We start from the raw sequence: 14,151 nt of genomic DNA, 5'->3' as shown, positions 1-14,151 counted from the left end.
TTCAACTGTAAAAATCAGTTGATAACGAGCCTCATTTTTAACTTGTTTTAGTATAAATATTGTAAGTCACTGGCTGGTGTCGGATAAGCGACGACCAACTTTTGCATTTCTGACAAACTAATTTGCTTTTGAATCAAAAGTGTCAAATAGTTGATCATTTCATCCGCAATCTCACTCAAACAACTAGCACCAACAATTAAGCCACTTTGCCGATCAACCACCACTTTAGCCAAGGCTTGCGGCGTTTGTAACCGATAATAAGTGAACCACTTTGTCATATCTAATGAGCTGATCCGATACTTGGTAGGTGCTTTGGCTGCTTGAACGGCTGTAACCCCAACTTTAGCGAGTTTTGGCGAAGCATAAACTTGCGTCGGCACAACTGGATAGGTGATGGCCGCCCCAGACTTCACCAATTCACCGACCAAGTAACGCGCTTCATAACCAGCTAACGGGGTCAACTTAGGAACCGGTGTATCACTGACATCACCAATCGCATAAATGTGTGCGGCTGCCGTTTGTAAATGATCATTAACTTGAATGCCATGGCGCCCAACCGTCACACCCACATTTTCCAAACCGAGGTGATCATCATTCGGCAGACGTCCCGCAGAACAAATCACCAAATCAGTGTCCAATTTGAATCCTTGACCATCTGACAACGTCAATCCTGTAGCCGTTTTTGTGATTTGCTTGAGATCAACGTCGAGATCGAACGTTACCCCCTGAGTCGTCAAGTTAGCCATCAATGCTTTCACCAGCTCTGGATCAAATTCTTTTAAAGGCCGGTCATTATGGTGAATCAAGTGTACTTCAGCGCCGGCAGCTCGTGCAATCGTCGCTAACTCAAAGCCAACATAGCCCCCACCGACAAAGGTCACCCGTTTTGGCATGGCATCTAAATCTAAGAAATCCGTGCTCGTTTTAAAATACTCGTGTCCTTTAATCGGCAAAATAGCTGGTCGTTGACCGGTCGCAATCACAATATCAGTGCCGTTAACGACTTCACCATCGACCGTTAATTGTCCGTCAGTTTGGAAATAAGCCTGCCCATGAATCGTCTCAATCTTTTGAGCTTGTAAGCCATTCAAAGTTCCATCATTAATTCCGTTAGTATAGCCACGTTTGGTTGCCATCAGAGCTGGCCAATCTACCTTAGGAATACCTGCTAAACCATGACTTTGTAAGTTAGTTGCGGCCTGTTTCGCTTCAACCGCACTCAACAAAATCTTCTTGGGATCACAACCACGGTTAGGACAAGTGCCGCCCCACAAATCAGCTTCTACAATTAGGACCGATTTGCCTTGAGCCTTTAAACCACTCGCCATCGCAGTCCCCGCGGGGCCACCACCAATTACGATTACATCATATTGTTTTGCCATCGTTGCCATTCCTCCTGATTTTTTCGCTGTGTTGGTTAAGACGCTGGATCTTTTCTTAATTTGCTCATTGAATTGGGCTAAAGGTTACGCTCGTCTTACAAGCTAATCATTTTCATGTTCACTCAAATAGGCCATCACGGTCTGCCGATCCAAATAGCCTTGGACGACCTGGTCATCAGTAATTGCTAAATAATCATGATTACTTAGCGCTTCAAAGCCAGTCCGTAGCGTCGCTTGAGCATCTAAGGTTTGAATTCGACCAGCCGCTACAGTTGGCTTTTGTTTCAAATAACCTTGGACCAACCCAACTCGCCCAACATAAATATCATAGACGTTTTTAGCACGACTCGCACCGAAAAAGTCACGGACAAAGTCATTAACAGGATGTTGGGCAATGGCAGTTGGTGTGTCCACTTGCAATAACTCGCCGTGCCGCATCACACCGATTCGGTCGCCCAACTTCAATGCCTCACTCATATCATGGGTGACAAAGACAATCGTATTGTCATAGCGTTGATGTAATGACAAGACCAAATCTTGTAACTGTTGGCGTGACAACGGGTCTAACGCACTGAATGGCTCATCCATCAAAACAATCGACGGTTTCGAAGCAATAGCGCGTAAAATCCCGATCCGCTGCTGCTCCCCACCAGATAACTCATCTGGCATCCGATTCCGATAAACTTTTGGCGCTAACCCAACTTCATCCAATAACTCGTCAATTGTTTGCGCAATTTCTTTCTTCGGCGTGCCTTTCATTTCTGGAATGACTGCAATATTTTGCGCCACTGTCATGGTTGGAAATAAGGCAATCTGCTGAAGCACATAGCCCATGTTCCAGCGCAGATCTCGTACGGGAACCGTGGTAGCATCTTGATTATTGACTAAAATTTCGCCGGCACTTAACGGCTCTAGTCGGTTGATCATTTTTAGCGAGGTCGTTTTGCCACTACCAGAAGTCCCAACTAACACGAATAATTCGCCTTTTTTGACACTGAGATTCAAGTCTGGGATGACATTGTTTCCATTGAAATCTTTCTTAACGTGTTTAAACTCAATTGCTGTCGTCATCCTAGTTGCTCCCTTCTAATAACCCGTGCTTGACTAGATAGTTGTGTGCAACCGTTGCGGCGGATTCTTTCTTGACGTTCACTTCATAATTCATTTCCTGCATGTCCGTTTCCGAAATCTTCCCAGCTAACTTGTTCAATGCTTGGACAACTTTCGGATGCTTGTTCGCGAAACTCGTCTTCATCAACGGTGCCCCTTGATAGGTTGGGAAGAAACGTTTGTCATCCTTTAAAATTGCCAGATGATATTGTCGTAATTCACTATCAGTTGAATACGCGTCGACTAAATTGATGCGGCCTTTACTAATTGCTTCGTAACGCAAGGCTGGCTCCATTGATTTAGCTGTCACATCTAAGCCATACGCCTTTTTCAACCCCTTTAAGCCATCATCGCGGTCGATAAATTCCAAAGTCATACCTGGTTTCAACAACGAATCCACCTGTGTTAAATCGCTGATGGTTTCAAGGTGATGTGCTTGTTTGAATTTTTTCGTGACTGCCAACGCATAGGTGTTGTTATAGGCCATCGGCTTTAATAGTGACATTTCATCCTGTTTCGCTAGTCGTTGTTTGGCTAGTTTGTAGGTGGCCGCAGCTGTCATACTCTTAGGGTTATTTCCTTTAACTAACGTTTCCAATACCGAACCAGTAAATTCAGGATAAATGTCGATTTGGTCATGTTTCAACGCACTAAATAAGAACGTTGTCTTCCCAAAGTTAGGTTTCAGCGCGACTTTGACATGCGCGTCACTCGCTTCAATTAAATCTTTATACATGTTAATTAATATTTCAGGTTCTGAGCCTAGTTTACCCGCAATAGTAATCGTTTCCGTCCGGCTCGCATACACGCTATACGCACCGCCACCACCGAGCAAAGCCACAATAATAGCAAAAACGGTTAAAGCTTGCTTCGGCTTCGCGGTTTGAAACCAACGGACTAGGGCGGATAAAATGATTGCCAGGAGTGCGGACGAAATTGCGCCAATCAGCAATAATGACGTGTTATTTCGGTCAATCCCCAGCATGATAAAGGTCCCCAGACCACCGGCACCAATTAAAGCCGCCAAGGTGGCTGTCCCAATGATCAGAACTAACGCGGTTCGAATCCCAGAAATAATTTGGGGGAGCGCAATTGGAATTTCTACTTTAAGCAACTTACGCATCCGTGACATGCCAAAAGCATCCGCAGCTTCTTCAATCGAGTCGTCGATTTCCGAAATACCCAAATACGTATTTTGAAAGATCGGTAACAGCGCATAGATGACTAACGCAATGACTGCAGGCACCGTCCCGATTCCGACTAACGGAATCAACAACCCTAAAAGAGCCAGTGAGGGAATCGTCTGTAACACACTGGTCAGCTGGAGTAACCCCTCAGCCATTTTGGGTCGCCGAACGGCCCAAATAGCGAGTGGAATGGCAATCACCATCGCAATCACTAATGCGGCGATTGAAATACCCAAATGTTGCCATAACGCCGTGAGTAAGTCTCCGCGACGTTCCATAAATGTTTGAATCAAGGTCTGCATAATAGCCTCCCAAGTACTTTCCTTAATGAATTTAATCGTAGCATAACCAATCCTAAAACCGCAGTAAAATGCTCCCGGAATTTCAGAATAGTGTAACTAAAAAAGTTTCACGTAAACCGTCTAATGATTCGTCTAAAATCTGTTGAGATAATCATTAGAATCTTCACAGACTCAGGCTTTATCAACCGGGATGTTCACTTTATTAGACCAATCTACCTACAGATCAACTCAAAATCAACCATTTTGCAGCATAAAGCCATTTAGTTATCCCCCGTCGTTTAGCCCGTACCGGTGTCATCAAAACTTACACCCTCGTAGCGAAGCTAGTCAGCCCAAACAAAAAACGGTTAGCAACAATTCGGACTTGATTGCCGAATCATTGCTAACTGTTTATTTCAAAATTTTCATGTAAAGTAGCCTAATGTGGGTAACTATCAATATTTAAAAGTATCCGTTTAACTTGCCGCTTCGAGACACTTAGCTGGGCGATTTTACCCAGGTTAGTGTCTGGCCGACTTTTAAGACGTGGTTTTCGGCTTGAAAGCGCCCTGCAGACCGGTCTTTGGCTGCAGGTCTGCCTCACAGCAAACGTGCTGGTCAACGGAGACGGACAAATTAAGCGCTTATCCGTAAGTTATGATGCCCTAGTTATGACTGTAATGTCGTTTGCCGGCCCGTTGACCGTGATGTTCCAATTTCGACAGCTTGGCCGCGCCGTTCACTGCTTGAGTCATCATTTTATCAAACTGTCGATCTGACAACCATTTGCGGGCAGTTAGCGATAAGCCAGCCCCCATACCTGCGTGATAACGTGTTTTCGGTTTCACATCATTGACGGCTCGCACCATTAATTTCGCAATGACACCGGGATTGGAAGCAAACTGATCAAACAAAGACAGCATGGCCCCAACTTTTATCGCTTGATCATGATAGGCCGTCTCACCAGAAATCGACAGCAACTGTTTTTCTGCGATTCCAGCCCATTCAGTCTTGATCCCACCTGGTTCAATAATGGCGACATCAATGCCAAATGGCGCTACTTCCATTCGTAACGCATCACTCATGCCTTCAACCGCATGTTTAGTCCCCATATACCACGCACTCAATGGCTGGTAAATTTTGCCACCAATTGATGAAACGTTAATGATACGGCCGCGGTGTTGGGCTCGCATAATTGGTAACACTAACTGGGTCAAACGCATCACCCCAAAGACGTTCACTTTGAATTGACGTTCACCTTCAGCTAATGGCACATCTTCCAACGCCCCATAAGACCCATAACCAGCGTTATTGATCAAAATATCTAAGCGCTGCTGTTCCACTTTGATTGTCTCAACTGCGGCGACTAACGTTTTTTCATCCGTGACGTCAATTTTTAAAACGTGAACACCGGCTGCGGCGAGGTCCGTCATTTTTTCAATCCGCCGGGCGGCACCGTAAACAATGTTACCTTGTGCTTGAAGCTTTAATGCGGTCGCCTTGCCAATTCCTGAAGACGCCCCTGTAATTAAGATTACCCGTGGTTTTGCCATTTTGTTTCCTCCAGTATGTCACTATCTTAATGCCATGCTACGGCAATCACGCCAGAAATGCAATCGGATTCAACACCTGTAATATGCTAAAATAGAAGCAATCACCACGATACACTAAACTTGTTATTTGGAGGGATTCCAATGCCAACTAAGCTTATTATGGATACCGATCCTGGAATCGACGATGCGGCCGCAATTACGATTGCCATCAACTATCCCGATTTCGATCTCGATTTAATCACTACGGTGGCCGGTAACGTGACCGTCGATAAAACGACTTTAAATGCCTTAAAATTAACACGTTTCTTCAATAGTAAGGTGCCAGTCGCAGGCGGTGCACCACAGCCATTGATCAAACCATTCGAAGATGCTGTGCGCGTCCACGGGGTTTCCGGGATGCCCGGTTACGATTTCCCAACGGATCTGGCAAAACCGCTACCGATGACCGCCGTGGAAGCCTTGCGTGATCACATCATGCAAGCGGCCGAACCAATCACGCTCGTCCCAACGGGTGCTTACACGAATATTGCACTACTTTTTAAAACTTATCCAGAAGTTAAAACTCATATCAAAGAAATCATCGCCATGGGTGGCACACTTGGTCGCGGCAACATGACCAGCGCGGCCGAATTCAACGTCTTTACTGACCCACATGCTGCCGAAATCATGTATCAATCTGGCGTGCCAATTACGATGGTTGGCTTAGATGTGACTCTGAAAGCCTTGTTGACACCTGAAACGATGCAAAAATTACCGACACTTGGTCGTACCGGGACGATGTTGCATGCCTTGTTCAATCATTACGGTGATGGCGATCAAACTGGCCTCCCTATGCATGACGTCAATACGCTATTCTACTTGCTCCACCCAGAGGCTTTCACCACACAAAAAATGTGGATCGATGTTCAAACCGAAGGCCCAGCAAATGGCGAAACCGTTGGCGATACGCGTGGCGCTTATCACAACGGTCAGACTAATGCGACGGTTTGCGTGGATATTGATGCACGTGCCTTTAATAGCTGGTTCTTGGATACTGTCGCAGCTATCGGATAATTCTATTGCACAATTCCAAGGCTATTTGTTGCTGTTCTAATGAAGTATCTCTCAATTAAGCTTGTAAATTTAGTCATACTCTTCCTCAGGAAACCAAGCGGCATCAATGCTTGGTTACTTCAGGAAGATTTTTTTATATCCAATAAAAGGGTTTCTAACAAATTAACGTTACTAATAATTAACGAATGCAATCAGTTTCAAACTGAAACAATTACCGCTATAGTAAGGGCATATAAAAATATTTTTATTCAGGCTGCCTTGATGAACATAGGGCACCACTTAAACTTAACCAAGGAGACTCATACAATGACGAACCAAGCTAACCTTCTAAGCATCCACGAAATTGCCGAAATTTTAGATGGTCACTGGGTAGTTGAACCAACCGATGATCACGACCTAATTGAACACTATGCCATCTATTCAGGCGAATTATTACATAAAGAAAAAGCTAACTTATGGTTTGCGATGGACTTGCCCACTTGGCAACGCGGCACGAAAAATACAGGTGTTTACGCGACCACCTTTCCAGATTCTCATGCCAAGGTCAGTCAGTTTCAAAACTTATTAAAGATGGCCATCGTGCAACATCCGGTTGCTGCGGATGTCCCGCAATTACAGGTTGAAGATCCTTATGCAGCAATGGTCAAGCTATTCAAAATCGTCAATCAACGTGCCATCAGTAAAAACATCGGCATTACTGGAACTGTTGGCAAAAGTACCATGAAAGAATTAGTCTCTGCACTGTTATCAATGAAAACAACCACTCGTGAAACGCCTGCAAATCATAATTCACGCACGTCTTCAAAAGTTTCTATTTTAAACAATAGTGGCGCTGAATACAACGTTTTGGAAATTGCCGTGGCGTCCCTGTGGTATGGCAAACAACATGTCGGTGTTGTTGAGGATATAAAACTTGATTTTGCCATTTTAACGCAAGTTGGGGTGGGTCAAAAAGGTTACGACGAACACCAAATGGCCGATTTTAAAACACGGCTTGCTTACGGCTTAAAACCAGGTCGACCTTTTCTAATCAATGGTGAAATCGCTAATATTGATGAAGTCTTAACCGATGCTCAGCGTTACACGACTGACCTCGTGACCTATGGCTTAACAGACCAGTGTGATTTCGTCGGGAAAATTGATTCAAACAGCCTTTTAACCGTAACTTACCAAAATCGCATTGTGGCAAAACTAGCGGTCGCTGGTTTTGATGAAGGCCTGATTAGCAACATCATTGGTGCTTTAGCCACCTATCACTTACTTGTTGGTGCCCTAGATGACACTACTTTGACTGCTTTCAGTGCAATTTGTCAGGCTATGGCGAAAAAAGTCTCTCAAAAAGTACGCGTCAATCAGCACGAGCTAACGATTGTCGATGATACCCATAATGCCGAATTACTATCCATGACTAACTTTATGGACTACGCCCAAAATTATCCAGTTGCTCCTGGTACTAAAAAAATCTTCATCGCCGGCCGAATTATTAATTTGGAAAAGCAAGCGTCTCAAGTTTACGGACAATTAGTAACGAAATTCAATCAGAGTCAATTTGATCAAGTCTATACCTTTGGACCAGAAATTGATCAAGTCGCGACTGAATTTGCACCGCACTTGTTTGCCGGCCAATTTACGAACATGGATGCCTTAATCAAATCATTAATAACGCATTTAACGGCTGATACGGTGGTTTTCATTAAAGGTTCTAGTCGTAATTCCAATATTCGTCGTATTGGTCGTCGACTTGTCAGCCACGCTGATTATTTTGCCAATCATGACGATGAAGTCGCAATTTCAGAAATTGCTCCTAGCAAGACTGCCTACACTCTCAATGGCGTCGGCCGTTTACTAGTTGTTTTAGAATGCTTAGAACGACTGACTTATCGGAAAATCAACCTGACCGATTTAGTTAAGATCACGCAAGACTTAGCTAAAGATCGTAGTGTCAATAAAATTGGCTTAACTATTGGCGAATCACAAACCCTGTTGACCTTACTGAGCTTGGCCATTGTCGCCCCAGCACCTGACGTCATCATTAACTTAGCAGAACATCTCTTTGGTGGTAATCGTGCTGCAGCGCTTGGACTACGAAAAAAAGCCCAGCAACTTGGCCTATCCGATCAAGCACTAGTGAATATTACGGGTCGTCCGACTCGTTTCGCGCAACGGACCTATTTAAGTGATTTGGAAAAGATCGGCTCAGCTTATATCAAACTCCCCAATGAATTCTTGAGTCTCCTAAGTCTTCAGCGGGCACAACCAATGAATAGCCTTAAAAGTTACCAAAAGCGCTCACAACTTTTAAAGACTGGCAAAGTTTATGGTTCCATTTTCTTTGGGCCATCAGAAACTAACGGTTTGATTTTCTTTAATAACCAGACTGGCAGACATTTCATTGCTTTTATTAATGCGCCTCACATCAGCTATATTGACGCTAAAATTGAAACACTAATTGACGGTGGTCTAGCCGCAACCACTGCAACTGCGCCATTGAAGACAATTAAGTTGGAACAACCCGTTGTTAACTTGCTCAGCGATACTTACTTTGGCGAGATGTACACCCGAGCACGGCAACGGCGGCAAATTGACGATGCGCTACAAAAGTACGGTTATGGCTATTCCTTTGAAAAGCTCGGACCATTCTTCACTGAATCTGCCTATAACATTTTCAACTTTGAAGCCGTTTTTTCAGAAGGCCCTAGTGCCTTAACCGGCATCAAACCGTTCGTGTTAGATGCAAAAGTTGAACCCACCATTCAAGAATTAAAGAAGCGACATTTTAACTTGGCTATGCTAGGAAACAATCATGCCAAAGATGCTGGTGCGACAGCTTTAATCAATACCGTGACTGCCTTCCATCAAGCTGACATTTCAACGATTGGTGCTGGGATTGATCAAGCAGACAGTCGCCGCTTGATTGAATTTGAGTATGATGGTCAAAAGACGGCGCTATTCAATGGCTACTGGTACCGCAATCCGGCCTATAATTTATTTGATTTCTACGCAAAAACGACCAGTGCAGGTGTGAACTGTCTGGACACCTTAGTTTGGGAAGATGTGCGAGCCTACAGACGGCAACATCCGCAGGCTAAAATAATTGTCAGTGCCCATTGGGGTAACGACTTTCACGAAAGCATCCTACCAGCCCAACAGGCGACCGCTGAAAGGCTAGTCAACGCTGGGGCTGACTTAATTATTGGGCACGGTCCTCACATCTTACAACCACTTAAATTTATCGGGCATGCGCCAGTTGTTTACAGTATCGGCAATGGGGTCTTTAACAATAATGGTGAATTTGTCAAACGGGGTTGTTTAGCTTATGGCGCAACGGTTCGACTTAATTTAGCAAAAGGCGAGTTGTACCTGTGCCCATTTTATGCGAACAACCGCGAAACATTTTGGCAACCAGATTTCGTCAATGATGAAGATTTCAAAGAAGCCGCCAACGTTTTCGGCAGACAGTATGCCACAACTAAATTAGCTGGTTTGAATGCAGTTAAGCTTTCGTTCTGAGTTAAAATAAACGGACCTATGATTGATCTCAAGATTCAATCATAGGTCCGTTTATTTTAACTGATCTATCGTGCCCGACGAGTTGATTTTTGATAACCTGCCGCTTGGGCTGCGCTTTCACTATCGAATGGCACAGCATGCCGTGGTCGAAAGCCGCGATAATTTTGTGCTGGCGTATAGTATCGCATAGTATGTTGATCGCCCCAAACTCGTGTGTCACCAGCCGTTGAAACTTTATTATTAGGAACAGCTTGACTACTTTGTCCAGTTGTCTGTGCTGGATGAACTGTTGATGCACTGGTCGCAGTCGTTGGTGCCGTATCCGACTTGGACTGTTCATTAGTGCCTGAAACTTCAGCGTTACTCGTTGAAGCCATTGTTGAATCCGACGACTCAGTGGATTCACTTTCGCTGTCTGAACTGACGTCACTGGAGCTTTCTGTGACGTCGGCTTCAACCTTATCTGACTCTGCATCCGAAGACTCTGACGAAGTTGACACTTGCTCGCTTGATGACTCTGCTGATTCGCTAGTTTGTTCGTCGACGCTACAACCAGCAAGCGCCACAGCACTTACCATGAGAAACAATAACCCTAAACTAAACCTTTTCAATCTCAGACTCTCCTATCTAAATAGTGCTTCATGAGTTTTACCCACGATAATATTAAGTACGCATTTAGCTATGGATTCCATTTTTTTGAAAAAAGTTTTTTTTAAAACAGCCCAACTATAAAGCGGTCACCTGATAACCAGAGACGTTATCAAGTGACCGCTTCTTATATTTTTTTATGGCTCCCAAGGATATTTTCCGCGGGAATCCTTTTTGGTCTTAGCAACAAATTTTTCAGTATCTTTGTCCATCTCGCGACGTGACTTCTTACGATTATGATGCCGGACAATGATGACTAAACCACCCAACACGGTATAAATAACCAACCGCATTGCCAATTTCAAACTCGCATAAATGGTCGCAACAATCAGCATGTTCTGCCTCACTTTCTATCAGCAATAATTATTTGGCTGTCACCGGCTCATGCTCAAAATACGTCAGTAAATCCTGCCACTGCTGATAAACAGCATCCTCCGAATAACGGGTCGCATTCTCATAGGCCTGAGCACTGAATTCAGCCAATTTATCTTGATGACTCAATAATTCCAACATCGCATCCGCCAATTGCTGAATATTGCCATCTGTCGTCAAAATACCACTAACACCGTCTTGAATAATGTCACTTGGCCCATATTTAACATCGTTGGCAACCATGGGTAGGCCGTGCGCTTGTGCTTCCAATAACATCAATGAAAAGCCTTCTGCACGACTAGGTAACAGCCCAATTTGAGCGCGATTGTAGACCGCGTTGACGTCTGTCGTATATCCCTTAAACAAGACTGAATCTTCCAAATGAGCGGCTTTAACTTGCTGCCGTAGCGCCTTCTCAGTATCCCCGTTGGCATAACCCCATAATTCGAGTTTAGCATCTGGAAATTGGCGAATCACTTGTTGAAAGGCTTCAATTGAATGATTCTGCTGTTTTTCTGGCGCGAGCCGGGCCACTTGAACGATCAAATGAGATTGACGTTGGTTAAATAGCACGTGTGGCGTGGCTAGTGTTGCCGCCGTGACATAGCCAACTGGAATCGTGAAACATGGGATTGACTTACCAAAACGCGCTGCGACATCTTCAGACTGTTGTGGCGTGGCCGAGATCACGGCATCCCATTGGTCCCAATTATTGAGCGCGTTGGCATAATTATTATTCAAGGTCGCATAGCGTACATCGCCAGCATCCCCCACGTGGTTATTGTGCAAATGCAAAACTTTGTGCGCTGGCGTGGTCATATTGAACAAGCCCCAGGCACACTCAACCGTTCGATCACAAATAAAGACATTGTCATCGACATTAGCATTCAATTCATCGTAAAAGAAACGAGTTAGGCCGTTCAGCCCACTGAAGGTCCAGCTGCTCCCACGATAATTCAAGACGCGCCAAGTCAGCCGTTCTTTACCGGCATGAGTCAACAGGTGCAGTTTTTCGAGATGAATCTGGCCATCTGGTCCAAAATAGGCTTCTTGAGCAATCTTACCCGTCCAATCGAAAAACTGCTCCAAACATTTCATGCCACGGGTATCCCACCAAGTCATTTTGAGCGTTTTACCAGTCACATCGAAATATTGAACATTACTAATTTCATCACTTTGGCCGCGCAAATAAATCACCATTAATAATTTGCCTTGTTGAACAACTTGAACTTGGCGATCCTTCCGCGTTTTAATAGCATCGGCCGGCACTTGAAAATCAGCAAGCATTAACGGTTTAGTGGGAACCGTTTGACTGCCACAAAAGAAATCGAATAAGTTGATGACATCTTGATCGTCTAAAGCCGCTTGGTGCATGACCGCATGAAGCTCCATTGAAAAAATTCGTGTGACAATAGCTGCTGAACGTTGATGCTGCTTAAATAACCGTAATCGGTTAATTTCTGCCTGCTCAATTCCAGACTTTGAATACTGTAAGTTATCATTTAAAAAATAATACATTTACTTGCCCCCTAGCGTCCCAATAGTCGTTGCCAACGATGCCAGACTTTCAAATGGGTCTGATTTTCATGAATTTGTTTAAAGGCGGCTTCACTAAAAGTTGCCAGCTGATCTTGATGCTGTAACAACGCTAAAATCCGTTGGCTCATCGCCAATTGATCGCCGGCCGCCACGATAAAACCGTCGACCCCATCATTAATGAAATCGCGAGGACCATAGTTAAAGCGATAACTAATGACTGGAATCCCATGGGCCATCGCTTCTGTCATCGCTAACGGCCCACCATTCACAAGTTCCGTATTTAAAAGCAATTCATAATCATCATAGTGCGCTGCCAAATGAGGATCATAACCTTTCAAATGAACCTGATTAGTCAATTTCAATGAAGTAATCAGTTCGTTTAGTGTCTTAACATAATCGGGGTCACCGAAACCATATAAATCACACTGGATGTCCGGAATTTGATCACGTACTAAGGCAACCACTCGAATCAATTGATCCAATTGTCGATCGGGCGCTAATCGGCCAACATAAAGTAATTGTCGCTGCCGCTCGGTAATTGGGACTAGATGGGATTGCTTCAAAGCGGTCGTCGCAACGGTTGGCATCGTCGTCACTGCAATTGAACTGAATCGTTGTTGTAAGTGTCGCTGCTGACTGGCCGTATCCGTGATAAAGCCCGTAAAATGTGGACTATTATCAAATGCTGGCTGTAAAAAGCCATCTAACGGCGCATGGAGCGGATCATTAATATCTTTGGCATGGTAAACCGGCACCATGACGAATTTTTGGGAATCATCATTTAAGGCCAATAGTGGTTCAACACCGGTTCCCGGACGATCACTAATAAAGGTCGTCTGATCAGGATCACAGCGACTTAACTCCGCAATAAAAAAGTTAAATAATTTAGTCGGATTTTGGAAGAAAAGTTCGGCTTTGTCGGCATAGTCTTTTAAAATCACGCGCGACGCTAACGGCTTGCCCGCCGTATCCGGTACAAAATATTGTTCGAGCACAATTTTACCCGTGGGCGTGTAATAGCGTTCCATCGTTAGATTGCCATCTTGACCAAAATATTGCGTTGCTGACCTAAAGCCACGCCAATCCCAAAGATCGGTTGCGGCTCGGTTACCTTGGTTATCTAGGAATTCCTGATAAAAGACTCGTCCAATCGTGCCAGGAATAAAACCGACGTTTTCAACAAGATTATCCCCATCAAAGACACGGCTAAAGTTCGAACCGACTTCGACCGCATATTCTGGTGGCAAATTCAGATCTTCCGTATGCATGACTTTAGTCGGGACAGTTGTTGCTTCTTGAAAATAATCAAACATATTCAAGAGTTGATCATCTGTTAAATCAAAACTCGTTTGGGTGTGATGCTGTAGTCGATCGTAGACCTTAGTCACAATCTGAGCGGGCGTGTGATAGTGATTAAATAACTTCACCCGTTTAATTGCGCGATGCTCAACACTTGAATTTTTAGGTAGAATATATTCATTAATAAAATAAATCATGATAAATTCCTCTCTGACTG

10 protein-coding genes are annotated in these 14,151 nt (G+C 44.3%); 2 read left to right on the top strand and 8 right to left on the bottom strand.

Annotation, left to right across the window (positions count from 1 at the left end):
- Positions 1-47: 47 nt before the first annotated feature.
- The 4 genes from RA086_RS01730 to RA086_RS01715 all read right to left on the bottom strand — a co-directional run bounded on the left by RA086_RS01730 (position 48) and on the right by RA086_RS01715 (position 5,513).
- On the bottom strand, positions 48-1,382 hold the full coding sequence (locus RA086_RS01730) for a dihydrolipoyl dehydrogenase family protein (protein ID WP_308702208.1): 1,335 nt from the start codon (positions 1,380-1,382) through the stop codon (positions 48-50).
- 102 nt (positions 1,383-1,484) lie between these two features.
- Positions 1,485-2,453, bottom strand: coding sequence for an ABC transporter ATP-binding protein (locus RA086_RS01725; RefSeq protein WP_308702207.1), 969 nt, complete (start codon positions 2,451-2,453; stop codon positions 1,485-1,487).
- A gap of 1 nt (position 2,454) precedes the next feature.
- Entirely contained in the window at positions 2,455-3,981 is a 1,527-nt protein-coding gene (locus RA086_RS01720) for an ABC transporter permease/substrate-binding protein (protein WP_308702206.1), read from the bottom strand.
- A gap of 644 nt (positions 3,982-4,625) precedes the next feature.
- Positions 4,626-5,513 (bottom strand): oxidoreductase, encoded by an 888-nt coding sequence (locus tag RA086_RS01715; protein WP_308702205.1) that lies wholly within the window; start codon positions 5,511-5,513, stop codon positions 4,626-4,628.
- A 141-nt stretch (positions 5,514-5,654) separates the two neighbouring features.
- Between RA086_RS01715 and rihC the strand changes: the two genes are divergently transcribed.
- Together rihC and RA086_RS01705 are read left to right on the top strand one after the other, a co-directional pair.
- Complete coding sequence (rihC, locus tag RA086_RS01710; protein WP_308702204.1) at positions 5,655-6,566, top strand: ribonucleoside hydrolase RihC; 912 nt, start codon at positions 5,655-5,657, stop codon at positions 6,564-6,566.
- 306 nt (positions 6,567-6,872) lie between these two features.
- Positions 6,873-10,076, top strand: coding sequence for a CapA family protein (locus tag RA086_RS01705; protein WP_308702203.1), 3,204 nt, complete (start codon positions 6,873-6,875; stop codon positions 10,074-10,076).
- A 65-nt stretch (positions 10,077-10,141) separates the two neighbouring features.
- Here the strand turns inward: RA086_RS01705 and RA086_RS01700 are convergent, their stop codons facing one another.
- From RA086_RS01700 to asp1, 4 genes are all read right to left on the bottom strand, one after another.
- On the bottom strand, positions 10,142-10,687 hold the full coding sequence (locus RA086_RS01700; RefSeq protein WP_308702202.1) for a hypothetical protein: 546 nt from the start codon (positions 10,685-10,687) through the stop codon (positions 10,142-10,144).
- A gap of 174 nt (positions 10,688-10,861) precedes the next feature.
- Positions 10,862-11,059 (bottom strand): hypothetical protein, encoded by a 198-nt coding sequence (locus RA086_RS01695; protein WP_308702201.1) that lies wholly within the window; start codon positions 11,057-11,059, stop codon positions 10,862-10,864.
- A 28-nt stretch (positions 11,060-11,087) separates the two neighbouring features.
- Positions 11,088-12,614: a glycosyltransferase family 4 protein gene (locus tag RA086_RS01690; RefSeq protein ID WP_308702200.1), complete on the bottom strand. Its 1,527-nt coding sequence runs from the start codon at positions 12,612-12,614 to the stop codon at positions 11,088-11,090.
- Between the two features lie 11 nt (positions 12,615-12,625).
- Entirely contained in the window at positions 12,626-14,131 is a 1,506-nt protein-coding gene (gene asp1, locus RA086_RS01685; RefSeq protein ID WP_308702199.1) for an accessory Sec system glycosyltransferase Asp1, read from the bottom strand.
- Positions 14,132-14,151 lie beyond the last annotated feature (20 nt).

It is taken from the genome of Lactiplantibacillus brownii (assembly GCF_031085375.1).
GTDB classification, from domain to species: Bacteria; Bacillota; Bacilli; order Lactobacillales; family Lactobacillaceae; genus Lactiplantibacillus; species Lactiplantibacillus brownii.
The sequence above is the reverse complement of the archived record's forward strand: the minus strand, read 5'-3'. Positions and strand labels throughout refer to the sequence as shown.

Excerpts from the sequence above, each read along its gene's own strand:
- RA086_RS01715 (WP_308702205.1), bottom strand. The coding sequence starts at position 5,513 with ATGGCAAAACCACGGGTAATCTTAATTACAGGGGCGTCTTCAGGAATT.
- asp1 (WP_308702199.1), bottom strand. The coding sequence starts at position 14,131 with ATGATTTATTTTATTAATGAATATATTCTACCTAAAAATTCAAGTGTT.
- RA086_RS01705 (WP_308702203.1), top strand. The coding sequence starts at position 6,873 with ATGACGAACCAAGCTAACCTTCTAAGCATCCACGAAATTGCCGAAATT.
- RA086_RS01725 (WP_308702207.1), bottom strand. The coding sequence starts at position 2,453 with ATGACGACAGCAATTGAGTTTAAACACGTTAAGAAAGATTTCAATGGA.
- rihC (WP_308702204.1), top strand. The coding sequence starts at position 5,655 with ATGCCAACTAAGCTTATTATGGATACCGATCCTGGAATCGACGATGCG.
- RA086_RS01695 (WP_308702201.1), bottom strand. The coding sequence starts at position 11,059 with ATGCTGATTGTTGCGACCATTTATGCGAGTTTGAAATTGGCAATGCGG.
- RA086_RS01720 (WP_308702206.1), bottom strand. The coding sequence starts at position 3,981 with ATGCAGACCTTGATTCAAACATTTATGGAACGTCGCGGAGACTTACTC.
- RA086_RS01730 (WP_308702208.1), bottom strand. The coding sequence starts at position 1,382 with ATGGCAAAACAATATGATGTAATCGTAATTGGTGGTGGCCCCGCGGGG.
- RA086_RS01690 (WP_308702200.1), bottom strand. The coding sequence starts at position 12,614 with ATGTATTATTTTTTAAATGATAACTTACAGTATTCAAAGTCTGGAATT.